This window comes from Umezawaea endophytica, from assembly GCF_025061645.1.
GTDB lineage: Bacteria > Actinomycetota > Actinomycetes > Mycobacteriales > Pseudonocardiaceae > Umezawaea > Umezawaea endophytica.
Map to the genome: position 1 here is coordinate 124,831 of NZ_JANYMP010000009.1, position 22,854 is coordinate 147,684.

At 70.8% G+C, this 22,854-nt stretch carries 24 protein-coding genes; 12 read left to right on the forward strand and 12 right to left on the reverse strand.

All coding sequences use genetic code 11. From position 1 onward, the window contains the following. Both NZH93_RS20395 and NZH93_RS20400 read right to left on the reverse strand, forming a co-directional pair. The coding region (locus NZH93_RS20395) for a hypothetical protein (RefSeq protein ID WP_259624733.1) at positions 1-229 on the reverse strand (229 nt) is incomplete at its 3' end. A 47-nt stretch (positions 230-276) separates the two neighbouring features. Continuing rightward, entirely contained in the window at positions 277-678 is a 402-nt protein-coding gene (locus tag NZH93_RS20400) for an SgcJ/EcaC family oxidoreductase (RefSeq protein ID WP_259624734.1), read from the reverse strand. Positions 679-764: 86 nt separating this feature from the next. On the opposite strand from NZH93_RS20400, the gene NZH93_RS20405 reads away from it, so the two are divergent. Next, on the forward strand, positions 765-1,466 hold the full coding sequence (locus tag NZH93_RS20405) for a TetR/AcrR family transcriptional regulator (RefSeq protein ID WP_259624735.1): 702 nt from the start codon (positions 765-767) through the stop codon (positions 1,464-1,466). 39 nt (positions 1,467-1,505) lie between these two features. On the opposite strand, the gene NZH93_RS20410 is transcribed toward NZH93_RS20405, so the two are convergent. Then, positions 1,506-2,447, reverse strand: a complete 942-nt coding sequence (locus NZH93_RS20410) for a helix-turn-helix transcriptional regulator (RefSeq protein WP_259624736.1) — start codon at positions 2,445-2,447, stop codon at positions 1,506-1,508. 90 nt (positions 2,448-2,537) lie between these two features. Here NZH93_RS20410 and NZH93_RS20415 point away from each other — a divergent pair, with 90 nt between their 5' ends. Further along, complete coding sequence (locus NZH93_RS20415) at positions 2,538-2,948, forward strand: VOC family protein (RefSeq protein WP_259624737.1); 411 nt, start codon at positions 2,538-2,540, stop codon at positions 2,946-2,948. 113 nt (positions 2,949-3,061) lie between these two features. Beyond that, complete coding sequence (locus NZH93_RS20420) at positions 3,062-5,299, forward strand: helix-turn-helix domain-containing protein (RefSeq protein WP_259624738.1); 2,238 nt, start codon at positions 3,062-3,064, stop codon at positions 5,297-5,299. A 310-nt stretch (positions 5,300-5,609) separates the two neighbouring features. Here NZH93_RS20420 and NZH93_RS20425 read toward each other — a convergent pair whose 3' ends face one another. The 5 genes from NZH93_RS20425 to NZH93_RS20445 all read right to left on the reverse strand — a co-directional run bounded on the left by NZH93_RS20425 (position 5,610) and on the right by NZH93_RS20445 (position 10,338). Beyond that, the gene (locus NZH93_RS20425; RefSeq protein ID WP_259624739.1) at positions 5,610-7,694 is read right to left on the reverse strand and encodes an ATP-binding protein; all 2,085 of its coding nucleotides are present in this window, start codon (positions 7,692-7,694) and stop codon (positions 5,610-5,612) included. A 34-nt stretch (positions 7,695-7,728) separates the two neighbouring features. Further along, positions 7,729-8,727, reverse strand: a complete 999-nt coding sequence (locus NZH93_RS20430) for an SEFIR domain-containing protein (protein WP_259624740.1) — start codon at positions 8,725-8,727, stop codon at positions 7,729-7,731. Continuing rightward, positions 8,724-9,296, reverse strand: coding sequence for a hypothetical protein (locus NZH93_RS20435; RefSeq protein ID WP_259624741.1), 573 nt, complete (start codon positions 9,294-9,296; stop codon positions 8,724-8,726). Before NZH93_RS20435 ends, NZH93_RS20430 begins: the two co-directional genes overlap by 4 nt. 81 nt (positions 9,297-9,377) lie before the next feature. After that, on the reverse strand, positions 9,378-9,977 hold the full coding sequence (locus NZH93_RS20440; protein ID WP_259624742.1) for a MarR family winged helix-turn-helix transcriptional regulator: 600 nt from the start codon (positions 9,975-9,977) through the stop codon (positions 9,378-9,380). A gap of 160 nt (positions 9,978-10,137) precedes the next feature. After that, entirely contained in the window at positions 10,138-10,338 is a 201-nt protein-coding gene (locus NZH93_RS20445; protein ID WP_259624743.1) for a hypothetical protein, read from the reverse strand. 120 nt (positions 10,339-10,458) lie between these two features. On the opposite strand from NZH93_RS20445, the gene NZH93_RS20450 reads away from it, so the two are divergent. From NZH93_RS20450 to NZH93_RS20485, 8 genes are all read left to right on the forward strand, one after another. Continuing rightward, positions 10,459-11,628, forward strand: coding sequence for an efflux RND transporter periplasmic adaptor subunit (locus tag NZH93_RS20450; protein WP_259624744.1), 1,170 nt, complete (start codon positions 10,459-10,461; stop codon positions 11,626-11,628). Further along, positions 11,625-12,308 (forward strand): ABC transporter ATP-binding protein, encoded by a 684-nt coding sequence (locus NZH93_RS20455; RefSeq protein ID WP_259624745.1) that lies wholly within the window; start codon positions 11,625-11,627, stop codon positions 12,306-12,308. The genes NZH93_RS20450 and NZH93_RS20455 overlap by 4 nt, the downstream gene beginning before the upstream one ends. Continuing rightward, positions 12,305-13,519 (forward strand): ABC transporter permease, encoded by a 1,215-nt coding sequence (locus NZH93_RS20460; protein WP_259624746.1) that lies wholly within the window; start codon positions 12,305-12,307, stop codon positions 13,517-13,519. The genes NZH93_RS20455 and NZH93_RS20460 overlap by 4 nt, the downstream gene beginning before the upstream one ends. Positions 13,520-13,532: 13 nt before the next feature. Next, a complete protein-coding gene (locus NZH93_RS20465) occupies positions 13,533-14,060 on the forward strand; it encodes a hypothetical protein (RefSeq protein ID WP_259624747.1) in 528 nt (175 codons plus the stop codon). Positions 14,061-14,075: 15 nt separating this feature from the next. Then, positions 14,076-14,783 (forward strand): response regulator transcription factor, encoded by a 708-nt coding sequence (locus tag NZH93_RS20470; protein WP_259624748.1) that lies wholly within the window; start codon positions 14,076-14,078, stop codon positions 14,781-14,783. Next, a complete protein-coding gene (locus NZH93_RS20475) occupies positions 14,780-16,183 on the forward strand; it encodes a sensor histidine kinase (protein ID WP_259624749.1) in 1,404 nt (467 codons plus the stop codon). The genes NZH93_RS20470 and NZH93_RS20475 overlap by 4 nt, the downstream gene beginning before the upstream one ends. Before the next feature lie 78 nt (positions 16,184-16,261). Continuing rightward, positions 16,262-17,055, forward strand: a protein-coding gene (locus NZH93_RS20480; RefSeq protein ID WP_372506727.1) for an IS5 family transposase whose coding sequence is annotated in 2 segments (ribosomal slippage) — positions 16,262-16,603 and positions 16,606-17,055 — 792 coding nt in all. Because the reading frame shifts where the segments join, the coding sequence is not laid out codon by codon here. A gap of 280 nt (positions 17,056-17,335) precedes the next feature. Continuing rightward, the gene (locus tag NZH93_RS20485) at positions 17,336-20,326 is read left to right on the forward strand and encodes a GH92 family glycosyl hydrolase (RefSeq protein ID WP_259624750.1); all 2,991 of its coding nucleotides are present in this window, start codon (positions 17,336-17,338) and stop codon (positions 20,324-20,326) included. Here the strand turns inward: NZH93_RS20485 and NZH93_RS20490 are convergent. From NZH93_RS20490 to NZH93_RS20500, 3 genes are all read right to left on the reverse strand, one after another. Further along, positions 20,323-20,541: a helix-turn-helix transcriptional regulator gene (locus tag NZH93_RS20490; RefSeq protein ID WP_259624751.1), complete on the reverse strand. Its 219-nt coding sequence runs from the start codon at positions 20,539-20,541 to the stop codon at positions 20,323-20,325. The genes NZH93_RS20485 and NZH93_RS20490 overlap by 4 nt on opposite strands. Before the next feature lie 2 nt (positions 20,542-20,543). Then, on the reverse strand, positions 20,544-20,687 hold the full coding sequence (locus tag NZH93_RS20495) for a hypothetical protein (protein WP_259624752.1): 144 nt from the start codon (positions 20,685-20,687) through the stop codon (positions 20,544-20,546). Between the two features lie 76 nt (positions 20,688-20,763). Then, complete coding sequence (locus NZH93_RS20500) at positions 20,764-21,420, reverse strand: FMN-dependent NADH-azoreductase (RefSeq protein WP_259624753.1); 657 nt, start codon at positions 21,418-21,420, stop codon at positions 20,764-20,766. Between the two features lie 115 nt (positions 21,421-21,535). On the opposite strand from NZH93_RS20500, the gene NZH93_RS20505 reads away from it, so the two are divergent. Further along, positions 21,536-21,904: a winged helix-turn-helix transcriptional regulator gene (locus NZH93_RS20505; protein ID WP_259624754.1), complete on the forward strand. Its 369-nt coding sequence runs from the start codon at positions 21,536-21,538 to the stop codon at positions 21,902-21,904. A 420-nt stretch (positions 21,905-22,324) separates the two neighbouring features. Here NZH93_RS20505 and NZH93_RS20510 read toward each other — a convergent pair whose 3' ends face one another. After that, a complete protein-coding gene (locus tag NZH93_RS20510; protein ID WP_259624755.1) occupies positions 22,325-22,825 on the reverse strand; it encodes an SsgA family sporulation/cell division regulator in 501 nt (166 codons plus the stop codon). Positions 22,826-22,854 lie beyond the last annotated feature (29 nt).

A 22,854-nucleotide genomic window follows, 5' to 3' on the forward strand; every position in this document is an offset into this window, starting at 1 on the left:
GGGGGCCCCCCCCCCCCCCCCACGCCTCCGGATCACCGTCCGGGTCCGGTTCGCACACCAGGTCCAGGTCGACCGGGCCCGCGTCCTCGACCAGTTCGGCGGACGCCGCCAGCACCTCGGCGCGCACGGTGGCGACGACCGGCCCGTCCCCGGTGACGCGGACGCGCCGAGAACCCAGCGCGCGCAGGGCGAACGGGGGCAGCCACGCCGGATCCGGTGATTCGTTCATGCAGTGAACTTAAGCCGGGAATCGGCGCCGGGCAAGGAGTCGACGGGCTAGGACGGTACGCCCGTGCGGCGCGTGTTCTGGAATGAGGTGATGCGCCAGGTGGCCTTGTCGCGCACCAGGACGTAGGTGATGGTGGAGTCGCGAGCGGGGTCGGGGGCGGTGTCCGCGACCGTGGAGTTGCCGCCCACCAGCGCGATGGCCACGTCGGGGTGGGGGAAGCGGATCTTCGGCGGCTCGCCGGTGCCGGTCAGCTTCGACCCCTTGAGCGGGCCCGCGAAGAGGGCTCGGTGGCCCGCCTCGATGGCCGCGCGGCCGGGGGTGTTGACGCCGAAGAACGTGACGTAGTCGGCGTCCTCGGTGAACAGGTCGGCGAACGCGGTGGCGTCACCCGCGTTCCAGGCCTCGGTGAGGTCGCGCAGGACGGCCTCCACCGCTCGGTGTTCGGTCATGGGAGATCCCCTCAGTGGACGAACAGTGTTCGTAACACGAACGAGGATCGTCCTCGAACGGTGTTCGTGTCAAGTACGGTGTTCGCATGAGCGACCCGGCCTGGCGCACACCCCCCGTCCGGCGCGCGGCGAAACCCCGGCTGTCGCAGGAGTTGATCGTGCGGACAGGGCTGGACGTGCTGCTGGCCGAAGGGCTCGACGCCGTGAGCATGCGGCGGGTGGCGCAGGCGCTGGAGACCGGACCGGCCTCGCTCTACGCCCACGTGGCGACGAAGGACGAGCTGGTCGAGCTGATGCTGGACCGCGTCCTGGAGGACGTCCCGCTGCCCGCGCCCGACCCGGAGCGCTGGCGCGACCAGGTCAAGGAGCTGTTCCGCGCCCAACTGGGCGCCATGCACGCCCATCCGGGGATCGCGCGGGTCGCGTGGCAGGTCATGGTGCCCGTCGGCCCGAACGCCCTGCGCCACGGCGAAGCCGTCCTCAGCCTGCTCCGCGCGGGCGGGTTCACGCTGAAGCAGGCGGCGTACGCGGGTGACGCGCTCTCGTTGTACACCAAGGCCTTCGCCTACGAGGGCAGCATGTGGTCGACCGGCGAGGTGGACCCGGAGGACGTCGCGAAGCGGGGGCGGCAGATGACCGAGTACATGGATTCGCTGCCCGCCGGGGCGTTCGCGAACATGACCCGCACGGGCGAGTTCTTCAACGCCGGGACGGCGGGGGAGCGGTTCGAGTTCGGGCTGGACATGCTGCTGGGCGGGCTCGCGGCCATGATGGGCGCGGATCGGTAGGGCCGCTCCACCCGGCGGCGGCCGGTCCGGGACGTCGGGTCAGCGGGCGGCGTTCGTCAGTTCGGCGCCGATCCGCTTCAGCTCCGCCCGGACGGACGCCGGTTCCAGCACCTCGACCTGGGCGCCCCAGCCCGCGAGGTGGCGGGCGATGTCCAGCGGGGTGGGCGCGGCGACGCGGACGCGCGAGCGGCCGTCGGCCAGCTCCTCCTCGACGTGGCAGTGCCTGCCGAAGTGGGTGCGCAGGACGGAGAGGTGGCGGGTCGGGGCCAGCACGACGGCGGTCGTGCGCGACCGCTTGCGCTCGACCTCGCCGACGACCTCCTCCCACGCCGCGGCGAGCACGAAGTCGTCCGGGCGCTCGGCGGGCTCGTCGGTCGGCTCGACCTCCACGATCCGGTCGACGCGGAAGGTCCGCCGCCCCTTGTCGGTGCCCGCGACGAGGTACCAGACGTCGTCCTTGTCGACCAGGCCCCACGGGTCGACAAGGCGTTCGGAGCGGTCTCGGGCGTGCTTCGCGTAGGTGAGGCGGACCCTGTGCCGCCGGACGACGGCGGCCTGGAGCACGTCGACCACCGCGGGCTTCTCGCGGTCCTGGTCACCCCACCGGGCCGGGTCGATCATGGTCGCGCTCGCCGCTGCCTCGGCGTCGGCGCGGAAGCGCTGGGGGAGCGCCCGGACGAGCTTGCGCAGCGCGGCCTTCGCCTCACCCGAGACGGCGGCGGCCGGGCCGACGAGCAGGAACAGCGCCTGCGCCTCCGGCGCGGACAGGCCGCTGAGGTCGGTGCGGGCGCCGCCGACGAGCGTCCAGCCCCCGCCACGCCCCTGCTGCGGGTAGACGGGGATGCCCGCCGCGGACAGGGCTTCGAGGTCGCGGCGGGCGGTCGCCACGGAGACCTCCAGTTCGGCGGCGACCTCGGCGGCCGTCACCCGCCCGCGGGACTGCATCAGCAGGAGGGTGGCCACGAGGCGATCTGCGCGCATGCCACCAGTCTGTCCGACAAAGTGCTCAGTTGGTGAGCACTTAAGCCCGGAACATGGTGGTTGTCATCCGCTGAAGGAAGGAACACCCCCATGTTGCGAGGACTCACCACCGTCACCTTCTTCGCCGAGGACGTCCCGGCGGCGGTCGCCTGGTACACCGAGGTGCTCGGCATCGAGCCGTACTTCGCCCGGCCGGAGCAGGGGACACCGGCCTACGTGGAGTTCCGCGTCGGCGACTACCAGCACGAACTGGGCATCCTGGACGCCAGGTTCGCCCCGCACGCGCGGACCGAGCAGGCGGCGGGCGCGGTCGTGTACTGGCACGTCGACGAGTTGGAGGACGGCGTCGAGCGACTGATCTCGCTGGGCGCCACGCTCCACGACAAGCCCACCGAACGCGGCCCCGGCTACGTGACGGCCTCGGTCGTCGACCCGTTCGGCAACGTGCTCGGCCTGATGTTCAACAGGCACTACCTGGACGTCGTCGAAACGAAGGCCTGACCCTCGCGTCCGGGACGTTTCCGGGCGAGTTGGAAACAGGAAACCGCTTCTCCCCGACGCCGGTCGCGGGTGACGCTGTGGGCATCGGGGCGACGGGAAGGCACGATGCGGCCATGGAAGAACGACCGGTGGAGTTCGGGGGCGCGCTGCGGCGGCTGCGCGAGGAGTCGGGGCTCTCGCAGTCGGCGCTCTCGGCGCGCATCCACTACAGCAAGGGGTACCTCAGCAAGGTCGAGACGGGGAAGGCGACCGGCAACCGGGAGTTCGCGAAGGCGTGCGACGACGCGTTGACCGCGGGTGGTGTGCTGGCCGCGCTGGTGCGGGAGCGGGCGGAGCGGCAGGAGACCGGTGACGTCGTCACCGCGATCACGGGTCTGCCGCCGACCACACCGCACTTCACCGGGCGGTCGGCGGAGTTGGCGCGCATCGCCGCGTTCGTCGCGTCCGAGGTGGGCGAGACCGCGTGCGTGCTCAGCGGGATGGCGGGCGCGGGCAAGACCGCGCTCGGCCTGCGGGCGTCGTGGGACGCGCGTGAGTCCTTTCCGGACGGTTGCCTCTTCCTCGACCTGCGCGGCCACGCGCTGGGCACGGCGATGGCCACCGCGCACGACGCCCTCGACCCACTGCTCAGGCTGCTCGGCGTCCCCGGCGAGCAGATCCCGCCGCACGTCGACGCCCGCGCCAACCTGTACCGCAGCAGGCTGCGCGGCAAGCGCGTCCTGCTGTTCTTCGACAACGTCCGCAGCGCGGCGCAGGTCGCCCCGCTGCTCCCCGCCGAACCGAGGTGCAGAGTGATCATCACCAGCCGGAACCGGCTGAACGCGCTGGACGACGCCGTGCACCTGCCCGTGGACGTGCTGCCGGAGCGGGAAGCTGTCGTCCTGTTCCGCGCGGTCGGCGGTGACCGCGCGCGGGCGGCCGCGGACGACGTGGTGGGCCGGGTCGTCGAGCGCTGCGGGAGGCTGCCCCTCGCGATCCGCATCGCGGCGGCCAGGTTCCGCGGCAGTCCGCTGTGGACGGTGGAGGACTTCGAGCAGCGGCTCGCCGACGAGACGTCGAGGCTCGACGTGCTCGACGATGGCGAACGCAGCGTCGCGGCGGCGTTCAGCCTGTCCTGCCAGGCGTTGACCGACGAGCAGCTCCGGCTGTTCGGCCTGCTCGCGCTGCACCCCGGCCGGGACGTGGAGATCCGCACGACCGCCGCGCTCGCCGACGCGGGCCTGGCGCACACCCGGAACCTGGTGGACCACCTGGGTGACGCGCACCTGGTCGCGCACGACACCCCCGACCACCTGGCGGTGCACGACCTCGTGCGGGAGTTCGCCCGCGACCGGGTCCTCCCCGGCATCACCGCCGACGAGCAGGCCGCCGCCGTGCTCCGGATGCTCGACCACAACCTGCTGCTGGCCGAGTCGAGCGACGAGTTCCTGGCCCCGCACCGCTTCCGGCCGCCGTTCACGCCGAACGACCTGCCGGAGGTGTCGGAGAAGTTCACCGACCGCGAGTCGGCGCTGACCTGGATCGACGTGGAGTGGCCGAACCTGGTCGGCCTGTGCCACCTGGCCGCCGCCCGCGGCCTGCACCGGCTGTGCTGGCAGCTCGCCTACATCCTGCGGGACTTCTTCTTCCTGGCGAAGCTCTGGGATCCGTGGATCGACACCCACCTGGTGGCGGCGTCGTCGGCGCGGGCGGTTGGTGATTCGAAGGCGCTGGCGATGACGCTCGACAATTTGGGGATGGCTCACGTCGACCGGGGGGATTTGGAGGTGGCGGTCGGGTATTTCGAGGAGGCGTTGGAGCTTTTCCGTGAATTGGAGGATGAGCACGGGATTACTGACGCCTTGTCGAATCTGGCTTGGGCGGCGTTGTACCTGGATGATCACCAGACCGCTTTGCGGGGGCTTCGGGAGGTGATGGAGTCGTATCGGGGGCGGGGGCGGACCCGTAGTGCTGCCATCGCGTTGAGGGGGGTGGCGTTGGTGGAGACGGAACTGGGGCGGTATTCGGAGGCTGTCGCGCATGCTGAGCAGGCTCGGGGGGAGTTCGAGGGGTTGGCTTTGCACCTGGATGTGGTGATGTCGGTCAACTGTGCCGGTTGGGCGCATTTCCAGGCTGGGGATCATGGGGCTGCGGTGGGGTGTTACGGGGAAGCGGTGGAGTTGGGGGAGAGGTGCGGTAGTCGGTATGAGGTGGCTCGGGCGTTGACGGGGCTGGGGAACGTTCGGGAGGCGGCTGGGCGGCATGGGGAGGCTGTGGAGTTGTGGGCGAAGGCTGATGGGGTTCATGGTGGGTTGAACCCGGTGATGATTGGTGAGGCGCGGGTTCGGTTTGGGTTGTCGGGGTTTGTGTGAGGGTGAGGGGGTAGGGGGAGGTGGTGGGGAGTGGGTGGCTGGGTTCTAGGGCGTGTTGGTCGGGTTGGGATGGCTGTGGGTGAAGGGCTGGTGGGTCCCCGTCACCCCGCTCGCGTGATTGTCTCGATGCCTTTCCCGCTTTGTCAAGGCGGGAAAGATGCCTTGACAAAGCGGGAAAGGCACGAGGGCGCTTCGGATCGGGGTGGCGGGGGCGGTCTGTGACGGGGTTGGGTGGGTGCGGCCGTGGCGGGGGCGTAGCGGTGCGGGTTGGGTGCCGGCCGTGTTGGCGCGGGTTGGGTGCTGGTCGTGTTCAGGTCAAGGTGGTTAGGGCGGTGGTGGCTTCTTCTGCTTCCGCTGTGGCTGATAGGGCGGTGAAGAGGGCCAGAGCTGCTTGGATTTCTGTGGTGGCTCTGAGGCTGTCGTTTGCCAGTCGGGCTGCTTGGCCCAGGCCTCGGTGGGCTCTGGCCTGTTCGAAGAGGCTGCCTTGGTCCAGCGCTAGTGCCAGGGCGGTGTGGTGGGCGGCTTCCGCTGCTGTCGCGTTGCCTGCTTGGCAGTGGACTTCGCCCAGGCTGTTGTGGGCCATTACCTGGTCCAGCAGTGAATTGCGGTCGACGAACACGGCCATCGCCTCGTTGAGGTGGGTGATGGCGTCGTCCAGCCTGCCCAGCGCGGCCTCGAAGATGGCCATGCCGCGCAGGGTGATCCCGGCGTTGGTCCTGGCCTGGCAGCGTTCGTAGTTGGCCAGTGCCCTGGTGGCCCACTCCAGTGCGCCCTCGTAGTCCTTGCGGCCGTGCAGGATCCACGCGTAGTTGCCCATCGCGTTGCCCGCGCCGCGGAGGTCGCCCACCTGTTCGAAGATCTCCTGCGCCCGCAGGTAGTGCGGTCCGGCCGACTCGGGGTCGCCGCGTTCCAGCAGGGCCAGGCCCAGGTTGTTGCGGGTGGACGCTTCCGCGGCGAGGTCGCCAAGGCGTTGGGTCGCGGCCAGGGCCACCTGGTGGGTCTTGACCCAGGTGTCCCAGTTCTTCGTGAGGAAGAAGTAGCCGCGCATGGTGTACGCCAGTTGCCACTTGCGGGGGTCCAGGGTCGGGTCGTCCAACTGGAACAGGGCGGCCATGGCCTCGTGTTCGGTCGTCATCCACTCCAAGGCCGACTCGCGGCTGTCCAAGCCGGTGATCGGGGGTGCCTCGCCTTCGAGGGGGACGCGGAACCGCCGGGGTGACAGGTGGAGGTCTGCCTGTGCCGCGCCGTGGAGGTAGTGGTCGAACAGTCTTACGACCGCCGTGCGCCGTTCTTCGGGATCGGTGTCCCCGGCCAGTTCGGCGGCGTAGACCCGCAGGAGGTCGTGCATGCCGACTCGGCCGTGGCCGGTGTCGACGGCTACCTGGGCTTGGAACAGGACGTTCAGCAGGCGGTTCGTCGTGGGGCCGGGGAGGGCTGCCAGCGCGGCCACGGCGGTCTTGCCGATGTCGGTGCCGGGAACGAGGCCCAGCAGGCGGAACAGGTGCGCCGCGTCCGCTGGAAGGCGGCGGTAGGACCAGGAGAACACCGTCCTGACAGCGGTCCTGGGGTCGCCGCTGTCCAGCGCGTCCAGCCTGCCCCGCTCGTCGGCCAGCGCGTCGACCAAGTCGGCCAGCGGCACTCCCGGCTGGTAGCTCGCCAGACCCGCGACCACGCGCAGCGCGAGCGGCAGGCCCGCGCAGTGCCGGACGAGCGCCGCCGCGGCCTCCGGCTCGTCGCGCACCCGGTCGCCGATCAGCGTTCGCACCAGGTCCAGCGCCTCGGCCTCGGGCAGCACGTCCACCGACAGCGGCACGGCCCCCAGGTCGACGGCCAGCCCGGTGAGGGCGGCCCGGCTGGTGACCAGGACGCACGAGCCCGGTCCCGGCACCAGCGGTCGGACCTGCTCCTCGTTCCGCGCGTTGTCCAGCAGGACCACCACCCGCCGGTCGCTCAACCGCGAGCGGAACAGCGCCGCCCGCTCCTCCGCGTCGACGGGCAGGTGCTTAGGGTCCACGCCCAGCGCCCGCAGGAACGAGCCGAGCACCTCGCCCGGCTCCGAGGGCTGTTCCGCGCCGAAGCCGTGCAGGTCGACGTAGAGCTGCCCGTCGGGGAACCGGTCGGCGGCCCGGTGCGCCCAGGCGACGGCCAGCGCGGTCTTCCCGACGCCGCCCATGCCGGTCAGCACCACCACCGGGACCGTGCCCGCCTGCGCCTCCAGCACCGCCCGGTCCACGGCGTCCAGCAGGTCGCCGCGCCCGCCGAACGCACGGGGCGTGGCGGGTAGCTGCCGGGGAGTTCTCCGTACCTCCGTCGGCGCGTGGAAGTGCACCCCGCCCTCGATGGCGCCCGCCTGCACCACGTTCCCCGACACGTCCGACATGGCGTTGCTGGACATCCGTCCCCCTCTCCTCCGGGTCAAGGGAACACGGTCACGACACCGGGGTGAGCGTCGGGTTGCCCCACGCGAGTTCGGGCAGGTTCGCGGACCGCCCGCCCGCGGCGAGCACACCGGCCATCAGCGACGAGCGCACCACGTCCGCCCGGTACATCTCCAGCCGCACCCGCAGGACCCCCGTCACGTCGACGTCCACCAGGCCGGGCCTGCCGAGCGCGGCGCCCACCTCCGGTTCCGGCGACCCGTCGACGAACACCCGGAAGTAGCCGACCTGCTTCGCCTCTGTGGCGTCGTCCAGCACCCCGACCACCGACGACAGCCTCCGGTACCGCCTGCCGAGGTCGAACTCCACGAACCCCTTGGCGTCGGAGGCGAACAACGACGGCCGCAGCACGACGCTGTCGCCGTAGTGCCGGTCGTCGATCTTCGCGCTGCCGTGCCGCAGGTCCGCGCTCCTGCCCAGCCACGGCAGGGAGGCGAGCAGCACCGCGCGGCGCTGCGGACCCACCGCGTGGTGCGGGGACCCGATGAACTCGCCGCGTTCCGGGAGCGGGTACTGCCCGTGACCCGTGATCGCGGCGAGCAGCGGGGTGACGCCCGCGACGGTGAACTCCTCGATCTCGTACCGCGTGGTGGAGTGGGCGTGGAGGAACACCGGGATCTCGTCGACCGAACGCCCCGGCAGCACCACGGGCAGCACCCGCGCCGTCTCGCCGCGGAGGTTCTTGGTCAGGTTGTCCCTGATGATCGCCGACTCGAACTGCGCGCCCCGCCCCTCGTCCGGCGGCGCGGCGCCGTCGGCCCGGCGCTTGTACTCGGGCGACGCGATCACCAGGATGAAGTCCGCGTTGGTCAGGTGGTCGATCGCCCACGCCGACCAGTCCAGCCGACGGCTGTCGTACCACTGGTCCAGGTGCACGTCCAAGCCCACCTCGACCCGGAGGAACGTCGCGAACGCCCGCACCTGCTCCTTGTGCGCCAGGGTGTCGTGGGAGTAGGTGATGAAGACGCGCGGAGCTTCCCGGTCGCTCATGGGACTTCTCGGCGGACCGCGGCGAGCAGTCGGGCGGCGAGGTCCTCTGCCACGTCGTGGACGGTGGCGCGGAGCCTTTCGACGGCGAAGTCCTCCTCGGCGGTCGCGGTCGTCCACCCCTGCTCCTGCCCGGTTCCGGCGCGCACGAGGTCGAGCGGTTCGATCGCGACCACCGGGGCCACCCGGTCCGGCACGGGCAGGTCCAGCGCGAGCAGCGCGGTCATCAGGTCCTCCAGCCGGTCCACCACGTCGTCCTCGACCGGCGCGGCGCCGCGCGGGAGCGCCGCCCACGCCGACCGCAGTCCGTTGCGCCGCAGGGCGATGCCGGACCTCGAGGAGAAGGCGGACGCGCTCTCGTCGGTGAAGTCGAGCGCCAGTGGTTCCTCCTCGGCGAACAGGCCGTGGTTCCGGCCGTGCGACGCGAGTTCGGTCGAGAGCGGTTCGAGCCGCCGGGCGGGCACCCTGCCGTGGACGCCGACCGGGACCAGGCGCACCTCCAACGCCCGCACGGCCTCCTGGTCCGGCGCGCGGGGCGTGGACACCTCCGGTGTCCCGTCGGCTGAAACCATCCGCGGCTCCTCGGTGCCGGGTGCTGACGCGAACAAGGTACCTCGCGCCCACGGCCGATCCGAGCCGGGAAAACCCCGTGGTCACAGCATGTCCGGCTTCTGTCCTTGTTCTGTCGTTGTTCCGGCCGCCAACGGGCTGAGCCTGGTCCACAGCGCGGCGAGGCGGGTGATGTCCGGGGCCGGGATGCGGTCGATGAACTCGCGCCGGACGTCGCGGAACAGGATGTCCATGGCCTGCTCCACCTGCCGCTCGCCCTCCGGTGTCAGCCGGGCGTCCACGGCCTGGCGGCCCGGCACGGTGGAGCGCGCGACCAGGCCGCGGTCGGCCAGGCGGGTGACGATCCTGGTGACGGCGCTGGGTGTCACGACGCCGGAGAGCTGGTTCATCCGCAGCCGGTGGTCCGGCGCGGTCCAGAGCTGGTAAAGGACGTCGAACTCGGTGGTGGTCAGTTCGGCCTGCCGCTGGAGGTCCGCGTCGAGCAGGCGGACGAGGCGGGTCTGCACCTCCAGCATCCCGCGCCACGCCAGCAGTTCCTGCGCGGTGAGGTGCGGGACCTCCTGTCCCGGGCAGGGGTCGAGCGGCGGCAGGGGTTTCGGTGTGGACTTGGTCCGCGCGCGGTAGGCGCGCTGGCGGCAGGCGGCGGAGCAGTACCGCGACGGCCTGCCCGAAGTGGTCGGCAACGGGATTCGGCATGTCCTGCAAAGGCTTTCGTTCACGAGACCATCCCCCAATGGCAGTGCTGAACGTTGCGGGCCCAGGTTAGGTCACGACCGTCCGGTCCTGGCGGACGGTGGTCGGGACCGGACGCCGCCGCCGTCCCACGCGCGTTCCCCGTCGGGGTCAGCGCCCTCCGCCGGTGTAGTCCATGTCGTCGCGCACCCGGCGCAGGTTGTGCCGCGTGCCCCTGGTCAGCCCGTGGTCCGCTCCCAGCACGCGCTCCTCGTCCGCCAGCAGCTCCTGGAAAGCGCTCTCGTCGTCCCGGAGCTCCCTCTTCCGCCACGGTGAGCACGCGAGGTCGTGCCGGGTCGCCATGGTCTCCACGTCTCACCTCGTTGGACGTCACGCACGGATGATCGTCCGCGCCGCCCCGAACGTGACCCACAGGAAACTGCCGGCTGCTTCGCAGACTCGTCACAGCGTGGTCCGTGACGATGCGTCCCCATGAGAAGCGGTCGTCGGCGCCTGAGCCGGGTTTGGGTCATCAACGGGTTGCTGGTGGTGGTGCTGGTCGGTGGCGGTGTCGCCGGGTACCTCGTGTTCTTCGCCTCCGACAGCGGGGCCTCGTCCACCACGGCGGTGCGGACGGCGGCGGTGTCGAGCCGGGACGTCTCGGAGGTCGTCACCGCGGCCGGGGCGGTGCAGAGCGGGTACTCGGCCGCGGCGTCGTTCTCCGGCACCGGCACGGTCGCGTCGGTCGACGTGAAGGTCGGCGACGTCGTGACCAAGGGGCAGAAGCTGGCGTCGGTCGACACGGCGCAGGCGTCCTTGCAGGTCACCATCGCCCAGAACAACGTCAACCAGGCCTACCAGACCCTGGTGGACGCGCAGGCGAAGGGGACGAGCACCCCGCAGCAGCAGACCGCGCTCGACTCGGCGGTGCTCGCGCGGGACCAGGCGAACGAGGCGCTGGCCGCGACCACGTTGACCGCGCCCGGCGACGGCACGGTGACGTCGGTGTCCGGCAAGGTCGGCGACAAGGTGAGCGGCGGGAGTTCGGGAGCGGCGGCCACCACCACGACCGCGCCCACCGGGTTCGTCGTCGTCACCGACCTGAAGAACTTCGTGCTGCACGCCAACGTGGCCGAGAGCGACGTCAGCAAGCTGAAGGTCGACCAGGCCGCCACCGTCACGGTCAACGCGCTGCCGAGTCAACCCGTGCAGGCCAAGGTGACCGGTGTCGACCTGCTGCCCACGACGTCGAACAACGTGGTGCAGTACGGCGTCACGCTCGCGCTGACCGACCCGCCCGCCACCCTGAAGCCCGGCCAGTCGGCCAGCGTGGAGATCACCGTCGCGTCGGCGACCGGCGTGCTCGCCGTGCCGTCGGCCGCGCTGTCCACGATCGGCGCGGCGAACACCGTGACGGTCCTGGAGAACGGCGCGGAGTCCCGGAAGTCCGTCGAGGTCGGCGTGCGCGGCGACCAGTACGTGCAGATCACCTCCGGGCTGACCGCGAACGAGCAGGTCGTGCTGCCGCAGGTCGCCACGGGCACCCAGCAGCAGGGCGGCAACCGCGTGGGCACCGGCACCGGGTTCCCCGGCACGGGGACCGGCGTCGGCGGCGGCCGGGTCGGTGGCGGGACCGGCACGGGCACCGGGCCCGGCCGATGAGCGACCCGGTCATCGAGGTCCGCGAGCTGCGCAAGACCTACGGCTCGGGCGACACCGCCGTGCACGCGCTGCGCGGGCTGAACCTCACCGTCGAGCGCGGCGAGTACCTGGCGATCATGGGCGCGTCCGGCTCCGGCAAGTCGACGCTGCTCAACATCCTCGGGTGCCTGGACGTGCCGACCTCGGGCTCCTACCTGCTCGACGGCATCGACACCGCCGAGTTCGACGAGTCGCGGCTCTCGTTGCTGCGCAACCGGAAGATCGGGTTCGTGTTCCAGTCGTTCAACCTCATCCCGCGCACCACGGCGCTGGCGAACGTCGAACTGCCGCTGGTCTACGCGGGCGTCCGGCGGGCCGAGCGGCGCAGGCGCGCCAACGCGGCGCTGGAACTGGTGGGACTGCTCGACCGGGCGCACCACGCGCCGAACGAGCTGTCCGGCGGCCAGCAGCAGCGCGTGGCCATCGCCCGCGCGCTCGTCACCAGCCCGGCGATGGTGCTGGCCGACGAGCCGACCGGCAACCTGGACACCGGGAGCAGCCGCGAGGTGCTCGGCATCCTGGACCGGCTCAACGCGATCGGCCGCACGGTCGTGCTGATCACCCACGAGGACGAGGTCGCGGCGCACGCGTCGCGCACGATCCGGGTCGTCGACGGACAGGTCGCGGGGGTGCTGGTGTGAGGCTCCTGGAGATCGGCCTGTTCGCGGTCCGCGGCGTCACGGCCAACAAGCTGCGGTCCACGCTGACCACGCTCGGCATTCTCATCGGCGTCGCGTCGGTGATCCTGCTGCTCGCGGTCGGCAACGGCGCGTCCACGGCGGTGCAGCAGAGCATCGCGGGGCTGGGCACCAACATCCTGACGATCTCGCCGCAGCGCGGCGGGGGCGGCAACCCGTCGGCGGCCAGTTCGTCGAAGCCGCTCACGGTCGCCGACGCGACCGCGCTGGCGGACCGGACCGAGGCGCCGGACGTGAAGTCCGCGTCGCCGGTCAGTTCGACGTCGGCCACCGCGAGCATCGGGGGGATCAGCTACAGCGTGCCGCAGTTCGTCGGGACCGACCCGGCGTACTTCGAGACCACGAACTCCGCCGTGGCGACCGGGAACCTGTTCACCGACGACGACGTCGCCCAGGGCCGCAAGGTCGTGGTGCTCGGCGCGACCGTGGCGACCCAGTTGTTCCCGGCGGCCGACCCGGTCGGCAACGCGGTGCTGGTCAACAACATCCCGTTCACCGTCATCGGGGTGCTGGCGACCAAGGGCTCCAGCGGGTCGCAGGACGGCGACGACCTCGCGGTGGCGCCGCTGACGACCGTGCAGAACTCGCTCACCGGGTACGGCGGCCTGTCGCAGATCGTCGTGCAGGCGACGTCCGCGGACGCGCTGCCCGCCGCGCAGGCGCAGGCGACCACGATCCTCAATGGCCGCCACCGGATCGGCATCGGCCAGACCGCGGACTACCGGATGCTGAGCCAGGAGCAGTTGCTCACCACGCGGACCGCGACCACCGACACGTTCACCGTGCTGCTCGCGTCCGTCGCGGCGATCTCGCTGCTCGTCGGCGGCATCGGCATCACCAACATCATGCTGGTGACCGTCACCGAGCGGATCAGGGAGATCGGCATCCGCAAGGCCGTCGGCGCCCCGAAGTCCACCATCCTGGGCCAGTTCCTGGTCGAGGCCACCATGTTGAGCCTCTTCGGCGGCGCGCTGGGCGTCGCCGTCGGGGTGATCGGCAGCCAGTTCACCATCGCGGGCATCAAACCGGTGATCGTGCCGTCGTCGGTGCTGCTCGCCTTCGCGGTGTCCGCGCTCATCGGCCTGTTCTTCGGCAGCTACCCGGCGGGCAGGGCCGCCTCGCTGCGCCCGATCGAGGCGCTGCGCCATGAATGACGAGGGAGTAGACGTGTCACGACCGAACGACCCGGAGCACGTGCTCGCGGAACCGCTGCCGGACCAGGACCTCGGCCTTGACCGGCCCAAGACGGGCGTCAGCAAGGTGACGCTGGGTCTCGGCGTCGGGGTGCTCGTGCTCGCCGCGTTCGGCGGCGGCGTGTGGACGCACTCGGCGTTCGGGTCCACCACGACGTCCGCTTCCGCGCCCGCCGCGGGCCGCAACGGCGCGGGCGGTGGGTTCCGGGGCGGGGCAAACGGCCAGACCCCGCCCAGCGGTGTCCCCGGCAACCGGGCGGGCGGCTTCGGCCGCGGCACGGTCGGCACCGTCGACCACGTGGACGGCACGACGATCTACGTCAAGACCCAGGACGGCACGGTCGTCAAGGTGTCCACATCGGACACCACGGAGGTCGACGTGACCAAGAAGGGCGCCCTGGCGGATCTCGTGGCGGGCAGCCAGGTCGTCGTGCAGGGCACGGCGGGCGACGACGGGACGGTCGCCGCGCAGACGGTGACCCAGCGGCAGACCACTGGGTGATGGGAGGATCGCGGGATGGCGGAACGCACCGGTAGCGGCAGGCTGCTCGTCGTCGAGGACGAGTCGAGCATCCGCGAGCTGCTGGCCGCCAGCCTGCGGTTCGCCGGGTTCCACGTGGACACGGCGGCGACGGGGGCCGAGGCGCTGCGGCAGGTGGAGCGCGAGCGCCCGGACCTGGTGCTGCTGGACGTGATGCTGCCCGACCGCGACGGTTTCGAGGTCGTGCGGTGGTTGCGGGCGGCCGGGCAGGCCGTGCCCGTGCTCTTCCTGACCGCCCGCGACGCCGCCGACGACAAGGTCACCGGGCTGACCATCGGCGGCGACGACTACGTGACCAAGCCGTTCAGCCTGGAGGAGGTCATCGCCAGGGTGCACGCCGTGCTGCGGCGCACCCGGCCGGACCGGGAGGAGCGGCAGGGCGGGTGGCTGTCGTGCGCCGACCTCGAACTCGACGTGGACGGCCACCAGGTGCGCAAGGCGGGCAGACCGGTCGAGCTGTCGCCGACGGAGTTCAAGCTGCTGCACTTCCTGCTGCGCAACGCGGGCCGGGTGCTGTCCAAGGCGCAGATCCTGGACCAGGTGTGGCACTACGACTTCAACGGGGAGGCGAACGTGGTCGAGTCGTACATCTCCTACCTCCGCCGCAAGGTCGACGACGCGGAGCCCCGGCTCATCCACACGGTCCGGGGGTTCGGCTACGTGCTGCGCCGCCCGTCGGCGTGATCCGCTCGGCCTTCGGGCGCCTGCCGCTGCGCGTGCACCTCGTGCTCGTCCTGGTCCTGCTCGCCGCCGTCGGCCTGCTGGGCACGTGGTTCATCGGCTCGAAGGTCATGGAGAGCTACCTGCTCGGCCAGGTCGACGCCCGGCTGACCCGGATGAGCGCGCTGGCCGAACGCGGCGTCGGTCGCGGATTCGGCCAGGAGGTGGGGGTGCTGCGGCAGGCCGACGGCTCGTCCGCGGACCTCGCGCCGGTCACGGGCAAGCGCCCCGACCTGCCGCCGTTCGGGTCGGTCGCCGCGGGCGAGCACGTCACCGTCGGGTCGGTCGGCGACTCCGGCACCCGGTGGCGGGTGGTGGTCCGGCAGGTCGACGGCGCCGAGCTGGTCGTCGCCACCAGCCAGGTCGACGTGGACAACGCCGTCGACGACCTGCGCCGGACGTTCCTGCTGATCAGCATCGGCGCGCTGGTCCTGATGGCGGGCGCGGGGTACTGGCTGGTGCGCAGCAGCATGAGGCCGTTGGAGGAGGTCGAGGCGACGGCCGAGGTGATCGCGACCGGGGAGCTGTCCCTGCGCGTGCCGGTGCGCAGGCCGGGCAGCGAGGTCGGCAGGCTCGCCACGGCCCTCAACGCCATGCTCGGCCAGATCGAGCAGGCCTTCCACGCCCGCACGCGGTCCGAGGAGGCGGCGCGGAACTCGGAGCAGCGGATGCGCCAGTTCGTCGCCGACGCCAGCCACGAGCTGCGCACCCCGCTGACCTCGATCCGCGGCTACGCCGAGCTGTACCGGCAGGGCGCGGTGACGGCGCCGGAGGACGTGGCGGCCGTGCTGCGCCGCATCGAGGACCAGGCCGCGCGGATGGGCCTGCTGGTCGAGGACCTCCTGCTGCTGGCGAGGCTGGACCAGCAGCGGCCGCTGGAGCGCGTCCCCGTCGACCTGGCCGTGCTCGCGGTCGACGCGGTGCACGACGCCAAGGTGATCGCCCCGGAGCGGACCATCGCGCTGCGCCTCGACCTGCCGCCCGGCGGGGCGTCCGTGCTCGGCGATGAAACCCGGCTGCGCCAGGTGATCGCGAACCTGATCGGCAACGCGCTCACCCACACACCGGACACCGCGCCGGTGGAGGTGCGGTTGGGCACCACGCTCGTGGAGGGCGTTCCGGCGGCCCGGCTCGAGGTGGCCGACAGCGGTCCGGGGCTCACGGCCGAGCAGAAGGAGCGGATCTTCGAGCGCTTCTACCGCGCCGACGCGGCCCGCAGCCGGGAGAACGGCGGTGCGGGCCTCGGCCTCGCGATCGTCTCCGCGCTCGTGGCCGCGCACGGCGGAAGGGTGGAGCTCGACACCGAACCGGGCCGGGGCGCGGTGTTCCGCGTGCTGTTCCCGGTGGTCGTCGAATCGCGCTGAACCGAGTTCGTCGCACTTAGAGGCTGTCTCACGTGGGTCGATCGAGGCCGTTTGGCATGATCGTTGGTCGTGGATGACCTGTCGCAGCGCTTGGTGCCCGACGAGTTGTGGGCCTTGGTCGAGCCGTTGATTCCTGGGTTCACCGCCCGTCCTCAGGGTGGTGGCACCACACCGGTCGATGATCGGGCGGTGTTCACCGCGATCGTGTTCGTGCTGACCAGCGGTTGTCAGTGGCGGTTGTTGCCGCCTTCGTTCGGGGTCACGGTGCCGACCGCGCACCGCCGCTTCACCGACTGGACCAAGGCCGGATTGTGGCGACGGATGCACCGGGCGGTACTGGACGAACTCGGTACCCAAGGGTTGATCGACTGGTCCCGCGCGGTCCTGGACGGAGCGTCCGTCCGGGCGAAAAAAGGGGAACAATGACCGGCCGCAACCCCGTCGACCGCGGCAAGCCGGGTTCGAAGATCCACGTCCTGACCGACCGGCACGGCATCCCGCTGTCGGTCGCGGTGTCCGGCGCCAACACCCACGATTCCCAGGCACTCAAGCCGTTGGTGATGGCGATCCCCGCGATCCGGTCCCGGCGTGGCCGCCGCCGCAAGCCCGACAAGTTGCACGGGGACAAGGCCTACGAGAGCCGCAAGCTGCGCGAGTGGGTGCGTGACCGCGGCATCGGTGTCCGCATCGCCCGCAAGGGCATCGAGTCCAGCGAGAGGCTGGGCCGACACCGGTGGGTGGTCGAACGCACGATCGCCTGGACGTTCAACTACCGCCGATTGGCCATGCGATACGAACGGCATGGCGCCAACTTCTGCGCGTTTCTCACCCTGGCCGCAGCGTTGACCTGCTACAAGAAACTCCCCACGTGAGACAGCCTCTTAAACTTGCGCCGGGCGGCAGCTTCACCTTCTGCCCTTAGTGCCCGGCGGAGGGTCGAATCTAGGGGCCCCAAGTCAAATCGGCCACACCACGCTGGAACGCGACCCACCCGCCGACCACGACGGAACCCCCAGCCACCCCCACGTGACCACTCCCAACCCGGACCATGTCCACCGGACAGATCCCGAAATTCACCACAACTTCCCTATCCCGCGCATCACCCACACCCTACTGTCGTCCCCGGCCACCGCCCGGCACGAAGGGACCCCGATGCGCGTTCTCACCCTAGGTCTAATCGCCGTCCTGGCCCTGAGCACGCCACTCCCACCGGCCCAAGCCACCAAGGACCTCAAACCCGCCAAGGACCTCTCCCACTACGTGGACCCCTTGATCGGCAGCGCCAACGGCGGCAACACCTACCCCGGCGCGGTCCGTCCCTTCGGCATGATCTCCTGGAGCCCCACCAGCACCAGGGGCGACCAAACCAACACCGGCGCGGCCAACGGCTACGCCTACGACGCCACCAGGCTCAGGGGCTTCAGCCTCACCCACGTCAACGGCGCGGGCTGCCACCCGGGCGCGGCCGGTGACATCCCCATCATGCCCTTCACCAGCGACCTCACCACCTCCCCCACAGCCGACACCAGGGACGAGATCTACGCCGACAACTTCACCCACGAGAACGAACAAGCCACAGCAGGCCGCTACCGGGTAACCCTCCAATCCGGCACCACAGCAGACCTCTCCACCACGACCAGAGCGGGCATCGGCACCTTCACCTTCCCGAAGGACAAAAAGGCCGCCCTCCTCTTCCGGGTCTCCAACTCCCTCAACGGCAGCGAAGACGCCGAAATCACCATAAACCCGCAAACCAACACCGTGGAAGGCTCAGTACTCACCGGCGCGTTCTGCGGCAGGCGGGCCAACGGCGGCAGCAACAACAAGAAGACCTACTACCGCCTCTACTTCACCGCCCAGTTCGACCGCCCCTTCGCCACCACCGGCACCTGGCTCAACGACACCCTCACCCCAGGCTCCACCACCACCCACGGCGGCGAGGGCTACGAAACAGGCGCCGCCAGAGCGGGCAAGGGCTCAGGCGGCTACGTGACCTTCGACCCCACCACCGACAACGACGTCCAACTCAGGGTGGGCATCTCCTACACCAGCCAAGCGGCCGCGAAGCGCAACCTCACCAAGGAGGTCAAACCCAAGGACACCACGGCCACCATCGCCCAGGACTCCACCAAGGCCTGGGACGAGGTCCTCAAGGACGTGGAAGTAGCAGGCGGAACGGACGACCAGCTCAAGACCTTCTACACCGCCCTCTACCACGCCTTCCTCCAGCCCAACGTCTCCAGCGACGTGGACGGCACCTACCTGGGCAGCGACCAGCAGGTCCACCAACTCCAGAAGAACCAGCGCAACCAGTACGGCAACTTCTCCGGCTGGGACCAGTACCGGGCCCACACCCAACTACTGGCCCTCCTGGAACCCGAGGTCGCGAGCGACTACGCCCAATCCCTCCTCAACCTGGCCAACCAGCACGACGGCGTCTGGGATCGCTGGATCCACGTCAACGGCCCCACCCACGTCATGACCGGCGACCCGTCGGCCCCCGCACTGGCGGGCATGTATGCCATGGGCGCCAAGGACTTCAACGCCAGAGAAGCCCTCACCTCCCTGGCGCGGCAAGCCACCACCCCGCACCCGGACGGCCTCTCCGACAAGGGCTGCCCCGGACAGTGCGAAGGTCAACGCCCCAACCTCGCCGAGTACCAGCGCCTGGGCTACGCGCCCCAGGACACCTGCCACTGCTGGGGAGGCGCCGCGGAAACCCTCGAGGACTCCACCGCCGACTTCGCCCTCGCCGACTGGGCGGCACGCCTCGGCGAGGACGGCATCCGCGCCGAACTCCTCCCGCGCGCGAGCTGGTGGCGCAACACGTTCAACCCGTCCGCGGCCGGTTCCGGCTACCAGCAGGCGAAGAACGCCGACGGCACCTGGGTCTGGCCGTTCACCCCGTCCTCGGATACCGGCTTCGCCCAGGGCAGCAGCGCCACCTACACCTGGATGGTCCAGCACGACGTCTCCGGTCTCGCGAACGCCATGGGCGGCAAAACCCAGGCGGCACAACGCCTCGACGACTTCTTCCACCGGCCGGACGGGTCCTGGGCCACCGGCGGTGACGGCCTCCGCTACGACCCGACGAACGAGCCGGGCATCCACGCCCCGTGGCTCTACAACGCACTGGGCCAACCGTGGAAGACCCAGGAGACCGTCCGCGCCATGGCGGGCCTCGTCTACAAGACCGGCCCGGCCGGACTCCCCGGCAACGACGACCTCGGCACCATGTCCGCCTGGTACGTCTTCGCCGCGCTCGGCGTCTACCCCCAGACCCCCAGCCGCGCCGAACTCCTGCTGTCCAGCCCGGTCTTCCCCAAGACGTGGATCAACCGCGGCGGCAAGACCATCAGGATCACCACCCCGAACGCCTCGCCGGACAACGTCTACGTCCAGGCCGCCAAGCTCAACGGCAAGTCCCACACCAGGTCCTGGCTCCCGGAGTCGATCGTCGACCGGGGCGGCGACCTGACCGTCGACGTCGGCCCGACCCCGAACACCGCGTGGGGCGTGGCCGACCTCCCCGTCGACCACGTCCCCACGGCCCCGACCCCCGTCCCGAACCTCCCGGCGGCCTGCGCCCCGTCCGGTCCCCAGTGCGCCCACGACCTCCGCGTCCAGTCCGATGTGGACGGCGCGGCCACGGCGGACGCCAAGCAGCAGGGCAACCTCGACGGCAAGGGCTGGAGCTTCCCCGCCGAACAGCTCCCCCTGGCGGGGCGGAACACCGTGGCGGGCGTCGACTACCTGATCCCCACCACCACTGGCACCACCCGCAACTTCCTCACGCTGAGGGGTCAGCGCACCTACCTGACCCCGAGCAGCCGCACGAGCCTCGACCTGCTCACCACGGCGGTCAACGGCGACCAGCAGGTGGACGTCACGGTCACCTACACCGACGGCTCCACGTCCACCGCGAGGCTGGCCGTCACCGACTGGGCGTCGGCGGCGGGCCCGAAGTTCGGCGAGGACACCGCGATCACCGCCACCACCCGCTACAACGTCAACGGCACCGCCGACGGCCGCACCGTCCGGATCTGGCACGTCGCGGTCCCGCTGGACCCCACCCGCGAAGCCGCGTCCTTCACCACCACCCCCAACCAGAACCTCAAGGTCCTGGCCGTGAGCACGACCTAGTCCGGCGGGTACTGGAACACCTCGTCGAGCGTCACCCCGAACACCCTGGCGATCTTGAACGCGACTTCGAGCGACGGCGAGTACTTGCCCTGCTCGATCGCGTTCACGGTCTGCCGGGTGACGCCGACGCGCTCGGCGAGCGCACCCTGGCTCATCTCGTCCGCGTCGAAGCGCAGAGCCCTGATCCGGTTGGTGACCAGGGTCGGTTTCGGCACAGTCAGGCTCCCCGCCGGTAGAGCACGATCTTCCTCGTCCGGTCGGTGAGGACCGGGGAGGACTCTGCCACGACCGGCGCGCTGCCCGCGAACACCCCCGCGTGCCTGCCGACGGCGGTCAGGGTGCTCGTGGTTCCGATCGGCACGGTCGCCCCCCCTGTCTGTCCAAAATCTTTGACAGGTCCGACCGTAGATCGCGCTCGTCGAGGTGTCAATGAAGCCTTACGCCCGGTCGAGTGATGCGTCCGCGAGGTCGCGCCCGTGCTCACGCGCGCTCCGCTCGGCCGCGACCCGGACCTCCGCCGCCAGCCCCCGCAGCGACTCCATCTGCGGCGACACCTCGGCGAGCGTCAGCTCCGACTCGACCACCTTCAGGTCCATCTCCCACACCTCGGCGAGGATGCGCCGCATCCACGCGGTGGCGTGGTCCCAGCCCTCGCGCGGCGTGCCCGGTCCGTACCCGCCGCCGCGCACCGTCACGAGCACGGCGGGCTTGCCCTTGGTCGCGGGCGCGCTCCCCGGAGCCATCCGCGGGTCGGTGATGACCAGGTCGGCCCACGTCTTGAAGTGCTGCGAGACGCCGAAGTTGTACAGCGGCACCGCGAAGAGCAGCGCGTCCGCGTCGACCAACTGGTCGACGGCCTCGGACGCCAGCGCGACGGCCTGCCGCTGCTCGGGGGTCTGGTCCTCCGCGGGCGTGTACGGCGCGGTCACGGCCGTGGCCCACGCCGTCGCGGGGATCGGCTCGACGCCGATGTGCCGGGTGGTCACCGCGGCGTTGGGGTGGGCCGACCTCCACTCCTGCTCGACGATGTCGGCGATCTCGCGGCTGTGCGAGCCGTCGACGCGGATGCTCGCGTCCAGGCGGAAGAGCGACATGGTGACTCCTAGTGATTCCCGATGGGTAGTGACGCGCTAGTTGCTAGTGCTTCACTAGTCACTATGAATATACGAGTACCAAGGTGGATGCAAGTGGCGGGGTACTATGGCCTACGTGACACCACCGGAGGCGAGCACCGTCGAACAGACTCCTGACGTGCACATCTGCGACGTTTCGCTGCGGCGCGCCTTCGGGTTCCTCGGCAAGCGGTGGAACGGCGTGATCCTCGCGACGATCGGCGCGAGGGGCCCCGTCGGTTTCGCCGACCTGAAGCGCGGCGTCACGGGCATCACCGACTCGATGCTGTCCGACCGGCTCACCGAACTGGCGTCGATCAACCTGGTGGTGCGCTCGGTGACCACGGCCAAGCCGCCCGCGGTGACGTACGCGCTCACCGAGGAGGGCAAGCGCCTGCTCCCGGTGTTCGACCAACTCGCCCGGTGGGCGCACGACAACCTGAGGGAGTGCCCGTCGGGGGCGTAAGGCTGGTGGCCGGACGGCGTGGACCAGGTGTCCCCCGGCGTGGAGGCCCCCCGACGCACACGCTAGGGGAGGGGTCTGACAGTTTTCGGCGCTTGAGAGGGCTCGCGGATCACACGAAGAGGTGATCGTGCTTCGGCGCGGTGGGCCGGGCAGATCCGGCTGGGGGCGTCGCGCCGGTGGACCGTGGGAAGTGCCGATTGGTCGCGCGGGTCGTGCCGCGCTTGCGGGTCAGGCGGGCAGTACCGCGCTGGTAGGTCGCGCGGGAAGCGTCGGCCTGGCGGGTTGTGCGGGGACTGTCGGGGCTGGCGCGTCGGTGAGCAAGGCGCTGCCTGCTTAGCTGAGCCGATCGGCCCGGACAAAGGCGTGGCGGCGTCAGGGGAAGCTCGTCGAGGGCGTGTCCGTGCTTCGACTGGACGGGGTCTAGATGTCGGCGCGGCCGTCCACGAGCCATTCCAGTTCCGTGGTCCACTCCAGTTCGCCGACGTCCACCAGGCTCGGTTCCTGGCCCAGCGGCATGACCTCCTGGGTGTAGCGCAGGAACTGCTCCACCCACGTCACGGACAGCCGCAGCGTCAGGTCGGCGGCGGGGGAGTCGAGTTCCAGTGACGTCACCAGCCCGTGCCGGACCCGGACGTCGCCGATGCCGCCGCCGTCGACCAGCAGCTCGCGGGCGAAGACCCACTCGGCTGCCTCGCCGGTCTCGTCGTCGTGCACGAGCAGCGTGATCGCGTACGGGTCGGTCGTGTTCCAGCTCAGCGAGGCGAGCGACCCGGAGCTGGACCGGCCCTCCCCACCGCGCTCGGTGATGGCCGTTTTGGTCGTGGTCCCGGTGACGCAGTGGCGGTCGTCGATGCCGAAGCGGCACAGCCACTGGTGAGCGTCGCCTTCACGGTGCTGGTACGCGTGAGGGTCGTCGATCATGGGATCCGTCCTTCCGAGCGAGGAGCAGC

What these genes read in the sequence shown, in the direction of transcription:
- NZH93_RS20400 (WP_259624734.1), bottom strand. Translation starts at nt 678, where the DNA reads ATGACCGAACACCGAGCGGTGGAGGCCGTCCTGCGCGACCTCACCGAG.
- NZH93_RS20405 (WP_259624735.1), top strand. Translation starts at nt 765, where the DNA reads ATGAGCGACCCGGCCTGGCGCACACCCCCCGTCCGGCGCGCGGCGAAA.
- NZH93_RS20410 (WP_259624736.1), bottom strand. Translation starts at nt 2,447, where the DNA reads ATGCGCGCAGATCGCCTCGTGGCCACCCTCCTGCTGATGCAGTCCCGC.
- NZH93_RS20415 (WP_259624737.1), top strand. Translation starts at nt 2,538, where the DNA reads ATGTTGCGAGGACTCACCACCGTCACCTTCTTCGCCGAGGACGTCCCG.
- NZH93_RS20420 (WP_259624738.1), top strand. Translation starts at nt 3,062, where the DNA reads ATGGAAGAACGACCGGTGGAGTTCGGGGGCGCGCTGCGGCGGCTGCGC.
- NZH93_RS20425 (WP_259624739.1), bottom strand. Translation starts at nt 7,694, where the DNA reads ATGTCCAGCAACGCCATGTCGGACGTGTCGGGGAACGTGGTGCAGGCG.
- NZH93_RS20430 (WP_259624740.1), bottom strand. Translation starts at nt 8,727, where the DNA reads ATGAGCGACCGGGAAGCTCCGCGCGTCTTCATCACCTACTCCCACGAC.
- NZH93_RS20435 (WP_259624741.1), bottom strand. Translation starts at nt 9,296, where the DNA reads ATGGTTTCAGCCGACGGGACACCGGAGGTGTCCACGCCCCGCGCGCCG.
- NZH93_RS20450 (WP_259624744.1), top strand. Translation starts at nt 10,459, where the DNA reads ATGAGAAGCGGTCGTCGGCGCCTGAGCCGGGTTTGGGTCATCAACGGG.
- NZH93_RS20455 (WP_259624745.1), top strand. Translation starts at nt 11,625, where the DNA reads ATGAGCGACCCGGTCATCGAGGTCCGCGAGCTGCGCAAGACCTACGGC.
- NZH93_RS20470 (WP_259624748.1), top strand. Translation starts at nt 14,076, where the DNA reads ATGGCGGAACGCACCGGTAGCGGCAGGCTGCTCGTCGTCGAGGACGAG.
- NZH93_RS20485 (WP_259624750.1), top strand. Translation starts at nt 17,336, where the DNA reads ATGCGCGTTCTCACCCTAGGTCTAATCGCCGTCCTGGCCCTGAGCACG.
- NZH93_RS20500 (WP_259624753.1), bottom strand. Translation starts at nt 21,420, where the DNA reads ATGTCGCTCTTCCGCCTGGACGCGAGCATCCGCGTCGACGGCTCGCAC.
- NZH93_RS20510 (WP_259624755.1), bottom strand. Translation starts at nt 22,825, where the DNA reads ATGATCGACGACCCTCACGCGTACCAGCACCGTGAAGGCGACGCTCAC.